Raw genomic sequence first — 17,295 nt, 5'->3', positions numbered from 1 at the left:
GTTAAGCAGAACTGTGTTTGTGACCGTTGATGTATGTTAAGAAATCAGAATTTTAAAGGCTTGTGCGCAAGATCTTTACGCACCCGACTCAGTGATTCTGGCGTAATGCCCAGATATGAAGCGATCATCCATTGTGGCACCCGCAGCGTTAGGTTGGGATACAACTTGATGAAGTCCAGGTAACGTTCTTCCGCAGTTGCCGCCAGCAGCAGGTTTATGCGTCGCTGCATAAAACGAATAGCATTATTCAGCATTGTTGAATTTAACAAGGTAAACTCGGGTGCATTTACCGCGGCGGTACAAAAAAAATCTTTTGGAATGATCAATGCCGTGGTAGGCTCTATGGCATCCATATTGAAATCAGAAGCCTCGTTGTTAAGCAGGCCATTGCGATCGGATATCCACCAGGATTCCGGCGCGAACTGAATGATGTGTGCCTTCCCCTTACTGTCAATAGAATAACTACGTAACAAACCTTCGAGTACAAAATACGTTCTGGTGCTGGTTTCACCCTGAGACAAGATCAGTTCGTTCTTCAGGAAGGTCTTTATTTTAAGGTCTTTTGCAATGACATCGAATTGCGCATCCGTTAGTGCGATCCGTTGTTGGAGGTAGGATTTAAACTTTTCAAGCATATAGTTTAAATCTATTTCGTTTTAGGATCGATATTGCTGAAATCTACATTGCATTTGTTGCAACCGGTAGCACAACCACCATCTTTTGATGGTTTAATGGAGCGGTAAATGATCCGGCCGATGTAGAACAGGGCCGCCGCAAACAAAATGGCTACTAATACAGCTTGTAAATCCATATTCAAATTTAACCTTATCAGTGATTTTGCTGGTCGATCGAATGTCAAATTATGGGCGCATCAACCCTACAGTACCGCCTACCCAATCAAAATTTTTATTATAACGTACCCCAATCATTTTACCCCGACTTAATCGTGCCAGATTAATGGCCAATATTGGCTCTTCGCCATCCGGCCAGATGTACATCAAGCGCAGTTCTGCCTTAACACCACCATCAGGAGCTTGTAGTGCAGGTTCATACTGTACTTTCTCCTGTAGGATCCAGTTTTCCGGATCTTCGATCTTCAAGATATCTTCTTTATTCACATCGATAATCACCCCCATCCCGGCGAACGAAAACAAGGGTTTTAAAACGTAGTTCTCCAAATCCGGCGGCAATGTTTTCACTTCATGCAGGAAGAAACTCTCCGGTACATACTTGCTTTCCAAAAATGGCATCGTGTACTTACTGATCCGGTAAAACCAGTTTGGATGTGTCATCCACTCGACATCAATGATCTCCCGCGGGTCAAAGCATTCCTTAAATAAGCTGAAATCGTCTTTAATCTCGTCGAAGATCAGGCGGTTATAAATCCGTTTGATCCGCACGTTTACGCCGTTTTCGCGGTAGCAAATGTGATCGTCTTCTTTAAAGATGTCTTCCAGTCCAATGATCTTGATGCCCAGGTGTTTTGCGGTAATGTAAAAATCTATTGCAGTCTTCTGCTTATTTACATCAAGGTCCATGAGTACAACCTGATGTGGTGGATGGTTACCAACAATCACCCTTCTAAGCAGCTCAATATAGCTTTCCTGGTTAAGGCCATTGAAGTACGGCGTAAGGCTAGGGTCTAGGTCAAAGACCGTCTTATACAAATCTGCAAGATGCATCTGGAAGCCATACAACGATGGAAAGCCTTGCAGCTCGATCAACTTCGGCACTAACTTACCTTCTGCATCTTTAACAATGCCGAAATCAAGCGTGAGGAAATGCGGGTGACTATTTTCAAAAGGTACCTCCCATTCAAATGGAATAGCCTTCTTCGTCAAAGCTTTAAATCCCGGAAGTTTGATGAAGTTGACGATCTCTTCTCCGGCTTTGATCAGTTCTGATTTAAGGTCATCGGGAATAAATACGGGCGTCTCGGCAAGTCTGAATTCAATGGGCGGGAAGCCCTCATCTGCTTTGTTCAGAAATGCCTCATATTTCGCTGCTGTAAAGTTTGCATTGAAACTTTCCCGGTATGACCTGATCATAATTAAACTTCTTGTAAGGTGTTCGAAATTGCTTTGGTAATGAAGTTCGGCAAAATCACGCTTTGTGTAAGAGAGATCCTTTCCGGATGTTCAAGACTGTCAAGCATGTCATAGTATTTCTCTTCGCTGTGATTTTCTATAATGGACTTCTTTTTATCCTCACGAAGCAGGTGCATACGCATCCCTGTCGGATCTGCTTCCGGATGGAACTGCGTACCTATGATCTCATCCGAAAAACGGATGGCCATAATGCAACGTTCCAGATCTACATTAGGTCTTTCTTTTTCCAGGGCCAGGATCTTGGCGCCAAATGCGGCAAATGCAGCTTCGTCAGGTTCTATAACCTGCCAGTCTCTGCTGTCTACAGAATAGAAAGGATTGCTGAGGCCCTTAAAGAAGGGTTCCTGTTCACCTTCTTCCGTTAAGTTTATTGGGAATATCCCAAAGGCGTTGGACTTACGTTCGGTCACATTACCCAGCCCGAATTTTCTGCATGCCAGCTGGAAGGAATGGCAGATCAGAAATACGTATTTCTTCTCCTGTTCGCCACCTAAATTATGTTCATGGATCTTCTCGAGCAGCTCAAAAAACCGGTTCTCCCAATCTTCACCTTCGCCATCATAAGGGCTGCCCGGCCCGCCGGTAGAGATATAAAGATGGTGATCCAGGCCTGGTAGTTCACCTTTCTGTCTCAAGTCAAAAATTTCAAGTGAAAACGCAACATCATGATCCTGTTCGTACTTACCTAAAATTTCTATAATCCCCCGCATACCCTGGTTCGCTGCGCCATTATTCATGTCAATCACAGCAACCTTTATCTTCTTAATACTATCCATTTTTTACTGTCGCGCTCCTATTAGCGTTTGGTTGGTTATAAAATCTACAACCGACTCCAATTTGCCCGTTTGTTCATAAACGGCCAACTGCCGGTCTGCGCCTGTTCCGTTTACCAGCATTTTGTGAACATAGTTGATATCTTCCCGGCAACCCAGGTCATCAACGACATCATCCACAAAATCAAGTAGCTCTAAAATCAGGTTTCGGCAGTTCACCTCCATTTCCTTGCCAAAATCAATCAGATTTCCGTCAATCCCGTAACGTGCCGCACGCCACTTATTCTCATTGATCAGTGCACGAGAATAATTGATGAACGACATATTTCTTAACCGAAGTTGGTACAGCTTAGCACAAAGGGACTGAAAAAGGGCTGTAAGCGCCATTGTCTCGTCAATTAACATCGGGCAATCACAGATCCTGAATTCGATGGTTTGGAAGAATGGATGCACACGGATGTCCCACCAGATCTTTTTTGCATTATCAATGCAGTTGGTTTTGATCAGCAATTTGACATAATTATCATAATCTTCGATGCTGTTAAAGATGTCAGGAATGCCGGTCCTGGGAAATTTATCGAAGATCTTGGTACGGAAAGATTTGTACCCCGTGTTCCTGGATTCCCAAAATGGTGAGTTGGTGGATAGTGCAAATACATGCGGCAGGAAGTAACGCACCTGGTTGGCGATGTGTACCGCCAGCTCCCTGGATTGGAAGCCAACGTGTACATGCAATCCAAAGATCAGGTTGGATCTTGCCGCTTCCTGAAGTTCATTTACGATCTCACTATACCGCGGATGTTCGGTAATCAATTGTTTTTCCCAATGCGAAAAAGGGTGGGTGCCGGAAGCACCGATCCGCAGGCCTTGTTCTCCAGCCAGCTGCGATACCGTGTATCGCAGCTGGGAGATTTCTTTTCTGGCCTGGGTAGTATCCGTGCATATGCCCGTTCCAACTTCCACAACGGCCTGGTGCATCTCTGCTTTCACCTGGTCCTTGTGGATCTTTTGTGCCGCATCAACAATCTTCTGGTCATGCGAAGTGAGTTCCCGGGTCACCGGATCAACAACCATGTACTCTTCTTCAATGCCAAGTGTAAACTCGTTTTTCATGACAATCCGCTTAAGTGGATACTATTTCTTTGTACTGCTTTCCTTCTTGGCTTTTGGTGCTGCTGCTTTAGCTGCCGTCTTTGCAGGTTTGGCTGCTTTTTCAGCTTTAGGCTTTTCTGCTGCAGCAGGTTTTGCCGCAGCCTTCGATGGAGTAGATTTCTTTTCCGCTGCAGGGGCCGCCTGACTGGCATCGTCAGCTTTCGCCGCAGGCTTGGCCTTGGAACTTTTAGCGGTCGTGCTCTTTGCTTTTGTCGTTTTCTTTTGTGGCTCCAGTTCTACCGGTGCTGCAAGTTCTTCGGTAACCGGAATATCTTCTGCTGCCTCAAGTTTGATCTTTGATCCAGCTTTCACCGACCCTTTAACATATTCTCCCCAGGTCAGATTATCCTGGTTTGGCTTGTGCGCGCGGGCGCGTTCAATCGCATATAATGCTGCATGCTCAATCACCCAATTGAAGTTCTCCTCACCAACGCTGGTAATTTCCGCATCTGGTGCCGGATTACAGAAGTCTATCGCGTATGGAATGCCATCACGAACGGCAAACTCTACGGTATTGAAATCGTAACCCAGGTGCTGGTTCAGCTTAATCACGTAATCGTGCATCGTTTGCAGCAGTTCTTCGCTGGACGGTGCCTTGTCAACAGCATAACGCAGGTGGAAAGGATTATTCGGCTCATATTGCATAATGCGCACATACTTGCCCCCAATGCAATAGCAGCGATAATACTCTTCAAATTTGATTTCTTCCTGAAGCATCATCACCAGCTGTTTGGTTTCTTTATGCTTTTCGAAGAAATCTTCTTTGTCGTTGATCTTGTAAACGTCCTTCCAGCCGCCGCCGTCAAAAGGCTTCATGTATGCCGGGAATCCGGTATACTCAAATATGGCATCCCAATCCAGTGGGTAGGCCAGGTTACTGAAAGATTCGTCTGTGGTGTCTGCGGGCAATTCACGTGAAGGAATCAGTGCTGTCTTCGGTACCGGAATACCGAGCTTCACGGCTAAAGCGTTGTTAAAGAACTTCTCGTCTGCGCTCCACCAAAACGGGTTGTTGATCACTGCAGTACCCGTGCTGGCCGCATTCTTCATCGCAGCGCGGTAAAAAGGTACGCCCTGAGAAATACGGTCCAGTATAACAGCGTAATCCAGTGGTTCAGCCTGGAAAATTTTGTCAATGTTTACATATTCCGCAACAAATTCTCCCGCTGCCAACTCGTTTACACGATTTACAAAGGCTTCAGGGAAAGATCTTTCTTGTCCGAATAAAATTCCAATTTTTTTCATCGTTGATGCTTTTTAGTTTTTTTATAGTTTAGATAGGTAATCAGGAAACATCTCCCGCCATATCGGCCAGTCATGGTCGGCGTTGGGCCGGATATCCAGCCAGTGGGAGATCCCCTTCTTATTTAAGATTTCTGATAATTGTTCATTATAGGACCTGCAGATGTCGCGGTCTGATGTGCCAAGCACGATCCTCATGTTCCAAAGCTCGGGGTTGTTCGCTGCCGGCAGGTAATCCACCGGATTGTGGAAGTAAACATCCTCATTGTAAAACCCATCAAACTGCCCGCGAATGTCAAAGGCGCCGCTCATGCTAAACATATGCGAAACCAACCATGGGTAACGGAAAGCAAAATTTGCGGCATGGTAACCGCCGAAGCTGCAACCTGCAGTGATTACCTTGTGATGCCCGGTATCATTTTGCGCCCGCGAAACCACCTCCTCCAGCAACATCTTGTCGTACCAGATGTGGTTGCGGATCCTTTCCGATGGGTGTACACCTTTGTTATAAAAACTTAAGCTGTCTATCCCGTCCGGACAGTAGACCTTCACTTTACCTGCGTTGATGAAATGCTGAATGGAATCAATAAGTCTAAAGTCTTTGTTCTCGTAATAACGGCCTTGGCTGGTTGGAAATAAAAGGACCGGAAAACCGCCATGCCCGAAGGTTAGCATGTCGATGTCCATACTCAGGTTTGGACTGTACCATTTGATGTATTCTTCCTGCATAGAGGTAATTTAGATAATAAGATACGAAGAACTTCTCTTTAACAAGAATACGATTCTTTTGTTGCGGAAAAGCGGTCGTATTGCAAAATTTATTATACATAGCGGCTTGTTTTTATTTGTTAATTCCAGATTGTGGAAAACATTTTGCTTAAGCGGGTTGTAAATAGGTTAATTATGATGATCCGGGGATTGAAAATCAGTACGCATACACTTAAATCTACACCGCTGAAACGGCCGGTGGAGTATGTTGTTTATATGCCTGCGGGTATTTCCGGAAATATCCCAATGAACCTGCTGCTGCTAAATGATGGCCAGGATGCCGAAGGACTTCAGCTCAAGGAGACGCTGGAAGATCTATATGCGACCCAGCGGATCGATCCCCTGGTGCTGGTCGCGATCAAGTGTTCCGACGACCGGATGAATGAATACGGCGTAGCCGGGCGCCCGGACTTCCAGAACCGAGGTTCGAAGGCCGATCTTTACAGCCGTTTCATCATTACCGAGCTGCTTCCGCAATTGGAAAAGAAGTTGAACCTGAAGAACAAAGCTAAAGTTGGCTTTGCCGGATTTTCCCTGGGTGGGCTCAGTGCATTCGATATTGCCTGGCACCACAGTCAGATCTTCGACGTCGTTGGTGCTTTTTCAGCCTCTTTCTGGTGGCGGACCAGGGACCTGAGCGATGGCTATGTTCCCGAGGACAGGATCATGCACCAGGTGATCAGGGAAACAGGGCATAAGCCGGAGCTCAAAGTTTGGCTGATGACCGGTACGGAAGATGAAACGGAAGACCGTAACCAAAACTTTATCATAGACTCCATTGACGACACGATCGACATCATCAAAGAACTGATGGATAAAGGATATAGTCGTCCGGATGAGGTATTCTATTATGAGATGGTTGGTGGCCGCCATGAAGTGCCATGCTGGGCAAAGGCACTGCCTGCCTTCCTTTGTTGGGCCTTCCCCAGAACGGCAGTCTTTTAGTATCAAGATATTAGCCTGTTTCATAGACGGTTTTTACGATTAAAAACCTTATCTTTGCGCCAAAATACAGGCGCATTTTATGCAAAAAATTAGAAACATAGCTATTATAGCACACGTCGATCACGGGAAAACCACCTTGGTTGATAAAATTTTACACACTTGTTCCATTTTTCGTGACAACGAGCAAACAGGTGATTTAATTCTGGATAACAATGATCTGGAGCGTGAACGAGGGATTACCATCGTTTCTAAAAACGTTTCAGTAAGGTACAAAGATTATAAAATCAACATTATCGATACCCCTGGTCACGCCGATTTTGGTGGTGAGGTTGAAAGGGTATTAAAGATGGCTGACGGTGTATTGTTGCTTTGTGACGCTTTCGAAGGTGCAATGCCACAAACTCGTTTCGTAACTCAAAAAGCTTTGGCATTAGGTTTAAAACCTATTGTTGTCGTAAATAAAGTAGATAAAGAAAACTGTCGCCCGGAAGAGGTATATGAGCAAATCTTTGAATTGTTCTTCAACCTTGAGGCTACAGAAGATCAGTTGGACTTCCCTGTAATCTATGGTTCATCTAAACAAGGATGGATGAGTACAGATTACAAACAGCCTACAACTGATTTGTTCCCGCTATTGGATGCCGTTGTTGCTTCAATCCCTGCAGCACCAACCAATGAAGGAACATTACAAATGCAAATTACTTCTCTTGATTATTCTTCTTTCGTAGGTCGTATCGCAATCGGTCGTGTACACCGTGGTACCATCAAGGAAAATCAGCCTATTACCCTGATCAAACGTGATGGTAAAATGGTGAAGTCAAGAGTAAAAGAACTATATACCTTTGAAGGTCTGGGTAAAATCAGAGCTACTGAAGTAGCTTCTGGTGATATCTGTGCCGTAGTTGGTATTGAAGGTTTCGAAATTGGTGATACCATTGCAGATTTCGATGCTCCGGAACAATTACCGGTAATCAGTATTGATGAGCCGACCATGAACATGTTGTTCACCATCAATAACTCTCCTTTCTTCGGTAAAGAAGGTAAATTCGTTACTTCTCAGCGTATGAAAGAGCGTTTGTACAAAGAGATGGAGAAAAACCTTGCCTTGAAAGTTGTTGAAACCGAATCTCCTGATGCTTACCTGGTATACGGAAGGGGTATTCTGCATTTATCAGTACTCATTGAAACCATGCGCCGTGAAGGATACGAACTTCAGGTTGGTCAGCCACAGGTTATCATCAAAGAAATCGATGGTAAAAAATGTGAGCCAATCGAGACTTTGATCGTTGACGTACCGGGTGAAGTTGCTGGTAAAGTAATTGAGTTGGTTACACAACGTAAAGGTGAATTGTTGATCATGGAACCAAAAGGTGATCTTCAGCATTTGGAATTTGATATTCCTGCACGTGGAATCATCGGTTTGAGAAATAACGTACTTACAGCAACCGCAGGGGAAGCGATCATCGCACACCGGTTCAAAGCTTACGAGCCTTGGAAAGGAACAATCCCTGGTCGTCTGAGTGGTGTAATGATCTCTATGGATAAAGGTACTACTACTGCTTATTCTATTGACAAACTTCAGGATAGAGGCCGTTTCTTCGTTGATCCAGGTGTTGATATCTACGAAGGTCAGATTGTTGGAGAGCATATCCGTGATAACGACTTAGTTGTAAATATTGTTAAAGGTAAAGCCCTAACCAATATGCGTGCTTCGGGTACAGATGATAACACTCGTATCGCACCAGCAATTAAGTTCTCACTGGAAGAAGCGATGGAATACATCCAGGCGGATGAGTACATTGAAGTAACGCCGATCAGTATGCGTTTACGTAAAATTCACTTAACAGAGAATGCACGTAAAATCAACGCTAAAAACTATCAATAGCAAATAGCTATATCTTTTTAGGATAGATATAGGCAATACATATAAAGTGCCGGCAGTTCATTCTGCCGGCACTTTTTTGTTTACACTGCTGTTGTTTTTTGAACTATGCTTTTTTCTACATTTGTCACAAATCTCAATAACATGGAATCATTAAGTGGAAAAAATGCAATCATAACCGGTGCAGGTAAAGGTATCGGACGTGCAGTGGCCATTGAACTTGCTAAAGAAGGTGTCAACATTGGCTTGATGGCAAGGACTGCTGCAGATCTGGATGCTGTAGCTGCGGAGCTGGCATCGTATGGTGTTAAAACGGCTATCGCAACGGTTAACGTTGCCGATATTGAAGAAGTAAATGCAGCGGTGGCTAAAGTGAAAGCTGAACTTGGCCCGATAGATATCCTGATCAACAATGCGGGGATCTCTTCCTTTGGTCCTTTTATGGAACTTGAGCCGGCAAGGTGGGAGGAAATCGTGAAAGTGAACCTTTTCGGCCCGTACTACATGACACGTGCAGTACTGCCGGAAATGATGGAACGTAAAACAGGAGATATCCTGAACATCTCCTCCACAGCAGGGAAGAATGGCGCCGCAGTGACTAGCGCTTACAGCGCATCGAAATTTGGCCTCATAGGTATGTCCGAGTCCTTAATGCAGGAAGTTCGTAAACACAATATCCGTGTAAGCACCCTGCTGCCAAGCACCATCGCTACAGATATGGCGAAGGATCTTAAGCTCACCGACGGTAATCCGGAGCGGGTTATGCAGCCTGAAGATTTCGCAGAATTTATGGTGTCTCAGTTGAAGCTGAACCGCCGTGTCTTTGTGAAGGAAGCGGGGTTATGGTCTACAAATCCTTAAAAGCAAAAACAGCTTTGTCTTTTAGGGAAAAAGTAGCGGGTGGCCTATCCAGGCACCCGCTACTGTAACGCCAGTACTCAACGCTTGAGTCATAAATCTTCGGCAAGGTAATAAGGCGACATTAAAATGGGATTAAAGTAGTGTTTTCCGGCGTTAAACGCTTCAAATTTCTTTATTAACGCAACTTCCACTCAGTTCCACAAAACTTACATCTAATCTTCGTGCGCGTGTGAGCTGCAGCCATTCCTAAGTAGGCCAGACCAATCATGGCGCTCACTAGCCCAAAAACTAAGCAGATATAGATATAGAACATCACACCGGCAGAAATTAGGAGTAAACTAAGCATTGAAAGTCCGACACCATACGTAAATTTCATTTTGCGGCTGTAGACCACCAGCCTGTCCGAATTGCATTTTCTGCATTGCATTTTAGTCATCTGAGTAGGGTGATAAGTCTAAACAACAAGTTAATTCAACTTTCAACGTAATTTATTTGAACGCAGCCGAAGCTTGCTTTTCTTGCTTGATATGATTTATGCATCGAAAAGCAATGAATACAAATCGGAGATATCTTGTCGGGTTTTAATTTCCCGACTGATCGGAATCATTGTATTGCCTTTGCTGTCATAGCAATAAAGTATGTGGGTTGTAAGGTCATAACATAAAACCCCAGATAGTTTATACATTCCTAATCTCTCATCGAAAGCTATTCCCATGTTATATAGGTCTTGCTCAGTTAGTGGCTCATTCATTTGCGTAAATTACAGCTTTTAGTTTAGTTTCAGCGCAAGCGCGCCGCTTGAAAAACTGTTAGCCACAAACTCCTAAACCAGCACCTTTGAAAGCATTAAAGGACTTAGTTTAAGCCACATCTGCCATGCTTTTACGCCTAAGAAATAATGAAAACAAACCTTCGAAAAGTGCCTTTTAGGTCTTGAAACGACCAGGTGAAATCCAAATTATACTAAAAAAGCCTGATCATAATTTATGATACAGGCTCCTTTTATTCTTCTGTCGAGATTAAGCGTGCTGACCGTCGTGCACACCCTCGGCAAATTCCTCTACGATTTTATCATTGAAGGCAGGCAGATCTTTCGGACTTCTGCTGGTCACCAAGCCCTGATCAACCACAACTTCCTCATCCACCCAGTCTGCACCCGCATTTACCAGATCAACTTTCACGGTCTGAAAGGAGGTAAGTTTTCTTCCTTTTACCACTTCAGCGGAAATCAATACCTGCGGTGCATGGCAGATGGCGGCAACAGGTTTTCCAGCCTCAAAAAATGATTTTACGAAGCTGATCGCTTCATCACTGCGCCTTAGGGCATCTGGGTTCAATACGCCGCCAGGAAGCAGTAATCCATGATAATCTTCAGCTTTAACCTCAGACAATACTTTATCTACGTCAAGTTCAATTGTCCAGTCTTTATCGCCTTTCATGGCCTGAATTTTTCCGGGCTCCACCGAAATGATGTGTACGTTAGCACCTTCTTCCTTTAAGCGCTGAACCGGGCTGGTTAATTCCGATTCTTCAAATCCGCTTGCTGCAAGTACTGCAATGTTCTTGTTATTTAATTGTCCCATAGTTATTTCATTTAGGTTATTGATGTTCTTCTGTTATAAACTACAAGTCAGCGAAAAGATTGTTTTTGTGGCTTTGCTATCCATGATCATTCAGACATGCGCATGACCTGCCGCGGCCATCGCGGCTGGCAGAACGGTATCAGCTTTGAAGTTGACCCGCCCTTGAGACGGCCTCAATAGGGGGTCGTGCCGGCTCGACCCCTGCAGAAAGGCTTACAGACCTGTTTTCAGATACCATCTGCTTTAGCACCGATGCTCAGGTTTAGGGCATTACATTATGTGAAATTTGCTTTGAAAATGTGTAGTGAACGATGCTGATCTTTATCATAGATTTGGCGCTTAATAAAAAAACATCCTTTCGCTCTCATGAAAAATCTTAAACTGCTTGCAGCGTTCCTGACCTGCATGTGTGCTATTTCGTACGCGCATCAATCTGTGGCCACGCAAGCTGCAAGCCCTAAATCCATCCGCAATATCGTTCCGCTTTCCCGGGAATGGAAGTTTATCAAGGACCCCGCAAATCAATCTGTTCTTCCAAAATCAAACTTAGCCTGGCAGGCGGTCAACTTACCCCATACCTGGAATGACAAGGATGTAGAAGATCATATCCCAGGCTATTATCGGGGGGCAGGTTGGTATAAGAAGCTGCTCAAAGCATCGGCGAGCTGGAAAGGCAAGCAGGTGTATTTATGTTTTGACGGTGCTAACCAGGAAACTGAAGTGTTTTTAAATGGCAAAAAGGTTGGGGAACATGCAGGCGGCTATACCCGCTTTTTAATTCCGCTTACCGGTATGCTAAACTTTAAAGGCGCTGCCGAGAACCTGATCGCGGTGAAGGTGAATAATAGGTACAATGAAAACATCGCACCACTGTCGGCCGACTTTACTTTCTTCGGAGGTATATACCGGAATGTGTCGCTATTGGTGTTAAATCCGGTGCACTTTAATGATGATAACTATGGGGCAGGGGGGCTTTACGTTGCCACGCCCGCGGTGTCTGCAGCGAAGGCCAGCATCAAAGTGACCGGCCAGTTCATCAATAATTCCGGCCGCAGCCGCATGCTGGCCTTGCGTAATTTCATAAGAAATCCACAAGGAAAAGTGGTTTCCGTGAACACCTTTCCCTTGGGTAATGCTGTAAATGGAAAACGAATTTCCTTTAGTCACAATCTACCTGAAGTAACAAAGCCTGTACTTTGGTCGCCCGAAAGTCCAGCATTATACACCATAATCAGCAATATTGTCGATGCTAAAACTGGTGCAATCTTAGATGAAGTTCAACAGAGAACCGGCTTTCGCTGGTTTAAGTTTGATGCTAACCAGGGGTTCTTCCTCAATGGCAGGCCTTATAAGCTGATGGGGGCAAGCAGGCATCAGGACTTTAAAGGCATGGGCAATGCTGTTCCACCAGAATTACAGGTGAAAGACGTGAAATTGTTGAAAGCAACGGGTGCCAACTTTCTTCGGGTAGCGCATTATCCACAAGATCAGGCGGTACTTGATGCATGTGATGCGCTGGGTATCCTGGCCTCGGTGGAAATTCCGGTGGTAAGTGAAATTACAGAAAGCGCAGCCTTTACCAACAATGCGATCCGTATGCAGTTGGAGATGATCTTTCAGAACTACAATCACCCCAGCATCGTAATATGGGCTTATATGAATGAAATCCTACTGAAAACAAAGTTCAAGGATGACGAGAAACGGCGAGAGGTGTATCTGGAAAATGTTAGAAGACTCGCGCTGGCACTTGACAAAGTTACGCGCCGTGTGGATCCATACCGGTACACGATGATGTCTAACCACAACAGCATCAGTCAGTATAAAAAAGCTGGTCTGACCAGCATTCCAATGGTTCTGGGTTGGAATTTATATCCGGGATGGTATGGTGGCAAGGTAACCGACATCGGGCCCATATTGGATAAGCTTCATAAGGAAATGCCGAACAAGCCATTCATGGTCACTGAATATGGTGCGGATGCTGATCCAAGAATCCATGCTGATCAACCGGAAAGGTTCGATAAAAGCGTAGAATATGCAGTTAAATACCATCAGATCTACTTAAATGCCATCCTGGACCGGCCGTTTGTAGCTGGTGCACAGGCTTGGAACTTTGCAGATTTCAGTTCGGAAGATCGAGAGGAAACGATGTCCCACATCAATAACAAAGGCCTGATGACCCACGATAGAAGACCCAAGAACACCTATTTTCTTTATAGTGCCTATTTGTCGCCCAAGGCTTACCTGAAGATTGGCGCCGGTAATGGTGAAACCCGGAGTGGGAAGGGTGCAATAGATGGGAAACTAGCGAAACAGCATGTCGATGTGTTTGGAAATGTGAAAAAAGCAGAGCTGTTTGTAAACGGCAGATCCATCGGTATGAAAACACTTAAAGACCGGACTGCGGGCTGGGAAGTACCATTTAATAATGGACAGAACAGCATCAAAGTGGTATCCGTAGACAGACCTGGCATAGAAGATCAGGCGGAGGTTCATTTCAAGATCATTCCTGAAAATTTAAAAAGTAAGGCGATGTCGTTCAAGGATATCGCGATTTCTGTTGGAGATCCAAGGTACTATATTGACGACATCAAAGGCAAGATCTGGTTACCGGATCAGCCTTATCGGAAGGGATCCTGGGGTTTTATCGGAGGAGAGATGTATCAGATGGAAGATCACCTGCGCCAGCCTTTCGGAACGGACAAAACTATCCTGAACACTTTATCCAATCCGATTTATCAAACGCAGCGCATTGGACTCAAAGCATACCGTCTGGATGTTCCGGATGGAAAATATGAAATCACGATGCATTTCGCAGAACTGGTTGGCTCGGAAATGACGACCATGCTGCCTTACAACCTATTGGCACGTTACAAGAAACCCGCAGCAGAGAACAGGATTTTCAATATCTACCTGGATAAGGTCAGGATCGAAACGGAATTAGACTTACCAAAGCGATTTGGAGCTGCCAGGGCAGTTTCTAAAAAGACAGTAGCGATTGTGCGGAATGACCGGGGTATCCGACTGGAGTTTGAAGCGATTGCAGGACGTCCGGTACTGAATGCGCTGGAAGTCACCCGCCTAGAGTAATCAGTCGTTGGTCCGGCGGTTTTTTAAGTAGTAATAAGTCAGCCTGAAAGCAATAACGACATGATTAAGCAGGTTCGGTAACAGGCCGTAATACTTGCTGAAAATGTGAAAGCGTTCTTTCAGGCTGTCCAAATGTTTTTGCTTGGATACGCCGCCCACCAGGTATTTGGCAACATATCGCCTGGTGTTCACGATTTTTTTAGCCTTTTTAGCGGCTTTAATGATCCAGTCGATGTCGGCGCTATACCGAAAGTTGAGGTCGTAAGGTTCTGTAATCTCACGTTTGATATAAATGGCCTGATGACTGATGTTCATGCCATACTTAAAGCTTCTCCAGGAGAAGTGTTCAGGGGCCTTATGGCGCCGTTGGCCAAGGCTCTCCCAGTTGTCATTGAACATCTCTGTTTCACCATAATAGATGTCCGCATCATCTCCTGAAGCAAATACCGCAGCTACCGTTTCGCTGTCATAGATCTCGTCACCAGAGTTCATAAACAGCACATAATCACCTGTAGCCAATGCAAGGCCTTTATTCATCGCATCATAGATGCCTTTGTCTACCTCGGACCGGTAACATGCGAGTCTGTCCTGATAACGTTCAATAACCTGTCTTGTGCCATCTGTAGATGCACCATCAATCACCAGGTATTCAATATGTGGATACCGCTGTTCCAGCACGGAGTGCATGGTACGTTCAATGTCCCGCACATTATTATAGACAATGGTGATGACACTTAAAACTGGTTTTGACATTGTATATTATTTGGGTTGTAGATCTAACAGCGACTGGTACAGATTAAGATGTTTTTCAGCAACAACCGCTTCGGAGAAATGCATTAGAATGGAGCGTCGGGCTTCTTTTTGAATCTCCGGGGCATGTTCATCGTGGTACAACCATTCAATACCCGTGGCAAGGTCCTCAGCGGATCTATAGTTTGCGAGGTATCCATTTTCGAGGTGTTTAACCATATCCGGGATACCCCCGGTTTTAAAAGCCACTACAGGTGTTGCGCAGGACAGGCTTTCCATTACCGTGTTCGGCAAGTTATCTTCCAGCGATGGCGCCACGAATACATCTGCTGCGGAGTAACACTTCGCCAGGTGGGTGTCATTTGCTATCGCACCCAGGAAGGTGGTTTTAAAAGGGAAATCCGGCATGTCGGCGTTTTCCTTGTTTCCAAAGATGACAAGCTCAATCTTCTCTTTATTAATACCAGGGCGGCTTGCCAGATCATTCAGTGCTTCAATGAGGTAGGAGGTACCCTTATGCTTATCATTTTTGGAGGGCATAAAGCCGGACATCAGCACGAACTTGTCTGCCGGAATTTGGAGCATCCTTTTGGCCTCAGATTTCACATAGGGCTTGAATACATTGGTTTCAATGGTGTTGGGAATGACCGTTACCGGACGAAAGCCCATGAGACTGCTCATCTTTACGGAATTTGCCATCCAATGGCTCGGCGCCACAATGTGGCAGTTGAGTGCAGCATAGGCTTTACTTTTCCGCATCCAGGTTTTATGGGAAATATCTTTTTCGCTGCTGTTTTTCAGCAATGGACAAAAACCACAGGACTTATGGTAGTTCTCACAGGTATACCGGACATGGCATCCCCCGGTGAAGGCATTGCTGTCGTGAAAGGTCCAAACTATAGGTTTGTCGAGTTCATCCAGTTTCGCCAGATCTTTCGGGCGCAGGAAACCATGGTTAATCCAGTGAATGTGAATGATGTCTGCATCTTTCAGCTCCTGGTTTTTGGCAACATTACGCCCAAACCAACTTAGAGAAAAAGGGGTTTTGCTGTTTTTAGCAAAGAGTTTAACGAGGTAGCGTTCTGCCAGAATATTGAATATAGCCTTAGCTTTTTGAAAGACATTTTTACTGAACGTTCCAGTCTTGGTGCTGTCGTTGAATTGGAAGAATACCATCACCCTGGAAGCAGCTCCGCCTGCATTCAAGGCATGATTTAAGCGAAGGCAGGCTCTTCCGGCGCCGCCATTTCCTTCGTATGTATTTAAGTGTACAATTTTCAATTTCTCAAAAATACAGATTATTGATTAGCGATTGCTATAATCTTGTATTTTTGAAAGGCAAGAACCTTGCTGATCAGCTGGGTTAACTTGCTTACAACTTTTATGGACAATCTTTTAACAGACAGAGCATTTTGGGTGAATTATTGGGAACGTAAAAGGGGCTTATCCATAAATGTTCCCGCCAATTATTTATTCCATAAAGAACTGGGCACGATCATTAAAGAACAACAGGTTAAAACGGCCATTGAATTGGGTGGATTCCCTGGCTACTATGCCGTATTTCTGAAAAAGTATTTCAGATTAGATGTCACTCTGCTGGATTACTTTATTCACCAGCCCATTACCAATTCGCTTTTGGAGGCTAATTCGCTTCAAGTAAACGAAATTAAGGTGATTGAGACTGATCTATTTAAATACGAGCCGGAACAACGCTACGATCTGGTGCTTTCTTGCGGATTGATTGAACATTTTGTCGACACTGCCGATATCATCAAGCGCCACATTGGCTTTCTAAAACCTGGTGGAACGCTGTTCATCACCTTACCCAATTTCAAAGCGGTAAATGGCTGGTTTCAGAAGCAGTTTGACCCTGAGAATTATAAGATACACAACATCAACTGCATGGACCCTGAATTGCTTGCCGGAATATGCAGGGCGCAGGGTTTGGAAGTCATCAAAGCAGGCTATTATGGAAACTTCAGCATCTGGCTTGAAGATGAGCAGCATAAACCCAGGTTGGTGCGCTTGTTTAAAAAGATGGTGTGGACCGCAGGAAAGGTGTTTACCAAAGTTATACCTTTTAACTCCAGGCAGCTGTCACCCTATATTATCCTGGAGGCCAGGAAGCCGGCTTTTTAGTTGCT

At 44.8% G+C, this 17,295-nt stretch carries 15 protein-coding genes; 5 read left to right on the top strand and 10 right to left on the bottom strand.

The genetic code is table 11. The annotated features are described in order from the left end of the window. Positions 1-44: 44 nt before the first annotated feature. The 7 genes from ACTHQF_RS13600 to ACTHQF_RS13570 are packed head-to-tail and all read right to left on the bottom strand — an operon-like array spanning position 45 to position 6,004. On the bottom strand, positions 45-635 hold the full coding sequence (locus tag ACTHQF_RS13600; protein WP_440430880.1) for a Crp/Fnr family transcriptional regulator: 591 nt from the start codon (positions 633-635) through the stop codon (positions 45-47). An 11-nt stretch (positions 636-646) separates the two neighbouring features. Next, positions 647-811: a FeoB-associated Cys-rich membrane protein gene (locus tag ACTHQF_RS13595; protein WP_440430878.1), complete on the bottom strand. Its 165-nt coding sequence runs from the start codon at positions 809-811 to the stop codon at positions 647-649. 49 nt (positions 812-860) lie between these two features. Beyond that, positions 861-2,048, bottom strand: coding sequence for a hypothetical protein (locus ACTHQF_RS13590; protein WP_440430876.1), 1,188 nt, complete (start codon positions 2,046-2,048; stop codon positions 861-863). Positions 2,049-2,050: 2 nt separating this feature from the next. Beyond that, positions 2,051-2,884 carry a type 1 glutamine amidotransferase gene (locus tag ACTHQF_RS13585; protein WP_440430875.1) on the bottom strand — a complete coding sequence of 278 codons (834 nt, stop codon included), beginning with the start codon at positions 2,882-2,884 and terminating at the stop codon, positions 2,051-2,053. A 3-nt stretch (positions 2,885-2,887) separates the two neighbouring features. Beyond that, complete coding sequence (locus tag ACTHQF_RS13580; RefSeq protein ID WP_440430873.1) at positions 2,888-3,994, bottom strand: carboxylate-amine ligase; 1,107 nt, start codon at positions 3,992-3,994, stop codon at positions 2,888-2,890. A 21-nt stretch (positions 3,995-4,015) separates the two neighbouring features. Then, positions 4,016-5,278 carry an ATP-grasp domain-containing protein gene (locus ACTHQF_RS13575; RefSeq protein ID WP_440430871.1) on the bottom strand — a complete coding sequence of 421 codons (1,263 nt, stop codon included), beginning with the start codon at positions 5,276-5,278 and terminating at the stop codon, positions 4,016-4,018. Between the two features lie 21 nt (positions 5,279-5,299). Continuing rightward, entirely contained in the window at positions 5,300-6,004 is a 705-nt protein-coding gene (locus ACTHQF_RS13570; protein ID WP_440430870.1) for an esterase family protein, read from the bottom strand. A 174-nt stretch (positions 6,005-6,178) separates the two neighbouring features. On the opposite strand from ACTHQF_RS13570, the gene ACTHQF_RS13565 reads away from it, so the two are divergent. The 3 genes from ACTHQF_RS13565 to ACTHQF_RS13555 all read left to right on the top strand — a co-directional run bounded on the left by ACTHQF_RS13565 (position 6,179) and on the right by ACTHQF_RS13555 (position 9,731). Beyond that, a complete protein-coding gene (locus ACTHQF_RS13565; protein WP_440430868.1) occupies positions 6,179-6,988 on the top strand; it encodes an alpha/beta hydrolase in 810 nt (269 codons plus the stop codon). A 79-nt stretch (positions 6,989-7,067) separates the two neighbouring features. Next, on the top strand, positions 7,068-8,873 hold the full coding sequence (gene typA / locus ACTHQF_RS13560) for a translational GTPase TypA (RefSeq protein WP_440430867.1): 1,806 nt from the start codon (positions 7,068-7,070) through the stop codon (positions 8,871-8,873). Positions 8,874-9,014: 141 nt separating this feature from the next. Beyond that, positions 9,015-9,731, top strand: coding sequence for a 3-ketoacyl-ACP reductase (locus ACTHQF_RS13555; RefSeq protein ID WP_440430865.1), 717 nt, complete (start codon positions 9,015-9,017; stop codon positions 9,729-9,731). 1,019 nt (positions 9,732-10,750) lie between these two features. Here the strand turns inward: ACTHQF_RS13555 and ACTHQF_RS13550 are convergent. After that, positions 10,751-11,314, bottom strand: a complete 564-nt coding sequence (locus ACTHQF_RS13550) for a type 1 glutamine amidotransferase domain-containing protein (RefSeq protein WP_440430863.1) — start codon at positions 11,312-11,314, stop codon at positions 10,751-10,753. A 366-nt stretch (positions 11,315-11,680) separates the two neighbouring features. Between ACTHQF_RS13550 and ACTHQF_RS13545 the strand changes: the two genes are divergently transcribed. Next, positions 11,681-14,401 carry a glycoside hydrolase family 2 TIM barrel-domain containing protein gene (locus ACTHQF_RS13545; protein ID WP_440430861.1) on the top strand — a complete coding sequence of 907 codons (2,721 nt, stop codon included), beginning with the start codon at positions 11,681-11,683 and terminating at the stop codon, positions 14,399-14,401. Here the strand turns inward: ACTHQF_RS13545 and ACTHQF_RS13540 are convergent, their stop codons facing one another. After that, complete coding sequence (locus ACTHQF_RS13540) at positions 14,402-15,154, bottom strand: glycosyltransferase family 2 protein (protein WP_440430859.1); 753 nt, start codon at positions 15,152-15,154, stop codon at positions 14,402-14,404. A 6-nt stretch (positions 15,155-15,160) separates the two neighbouring features. Further along, positions 15,161-16,432, bottom strand: coding sequence for a glycosyltransferase family 4 protein (locus ACTHQF_RS13535; RefSeq protein WP_440430857.1), 1,272 nt, complete (start codon positions 16,430-16,432; stop codon positions 15,161-15,163). Between the two features lie 102 nt (positions 16,433-16,534). On the opposite strand from ACTHQF_RS13535, the gene ACTHQF_RS13530 reads away from it, so the two are divergent. Next, entirely contained in the window at positions 16,535-17,290 is a 756-nt protein-coding gene (locus ACTHQF_RS13530) for a class I SAM-dependent methyltransferase (RefSeq protein ID WP_440430855.1), read from the top strand. The last annotated feature ends 5 nt before the right edge of the window (positions 17,291-17,295 follow it).

Source organism: Pedobacter sp. SAFR-022 (assembly GCF_051965375.1).
GTDB lineage: Bacteria > Bacteroidota > Bacteroidia > Sphingobacteriales > Sphingobacteriaceae > Pedobacter.
Note: the sequence above shows the minus strand (reverse complement) of the source record. Positions and strands in the feature narration are given on the sequence as shown.

Coding starts and splice junctions, on each gene's coding strand:
- ACTHQF_RS13595 (WP_440430878.1), bottom strand. CDS start 811: ATGGATTTACAAGCTGTATTAGTAGCCATTTTGTTTGCGGCGGCCCTG.
- ACTHQF_RS13590 (WP_440430876.1), bottom strand. CDS start 2,048: ATGATCAGGTCATACCGGGAAAGTTTCAATGCAAACTTTACAGCAGCG.
- typA (WP_440430867.1), top strand. CDS start 7,068: ATGCAAAAAATTAGAAACATAGCTATTATAGCACACGTCGATCACGGG.
- ACTHQF_RS13580 (WP_440430873.1), bottom strand. CDS start 3,994: ATGAAAAACGAGTTTACACTTGGCATTGAAGAAGAGTACATGGTTGTT.
- ACTHQF_RS13545 (WP_440430861.1), top strand. CDS start 11,681: ATGAAAAATCTTAAACTGCTTGCAGCGTTCCTGACCTGCATGTGTGCT.
- ACTHQF_RS13540 (WP_440430859.1), bottom strand. CDS start 15,154: ATGTCAAAACCAGTTTTAAGTGTCATCACCATTGTCTATAATAATGTG.
- ACTHQF_RS13555 (WP_440430865.1), top strand. CDS start 9,015: ATGGAATCATTAAGTGGAAAAAATGCAATCATAACCGGTGCAGGTAAA.
- ACTHQF_RS13570 (WP_440430870.1), bottom strand. CDS start 6,004: ATGCAGGAAGAATACATCAAATGGTACAGTCCAAACCTGAGTATGGAC.
- ACTHQF_RS13585 (WP_440430875.1), bottom strand. CDS start 2,884: ATGGATAGTATTAAGAAGATAAAGGTTGCTGTGATTGACATGAATAAT.
- ACTHQF_RS13575 (WP_440430871.1), bottom strand. CDS start 5,278: ATGAAAAAAATTGGAATTTTATTCGGACAAGAAAGATCTTTCCCTGAA.
- ACTHQF_RS13550 (WP_440430863.1), bottom strand. CDS start 11,314: ATGGGACAATTAAATAACAAGAACATTGCAGTACTTGCAGCAAGCGGA.
- ACTHQF_RS13600 (WP_440430880.1), bottom strand. CDS start 635: ATGCTTGAAAAGTTTAAATCCTACCTCCAACAACGGATCGCACTAACG.
- ACTHQF_RS13565 (WP_440430868.1), top strand. CDS start 6,179: ATGATGATCCGGGGATTGAAAATCAGTACGCATACACTTAAATCTACA.
- ACTHQF_RS13530 (WP_440430855.1), top strand. CDS start 16,535: ATGGACAATCTTTTAACAGACAGAGCATTTTGGGTGAATTATTGGGAA.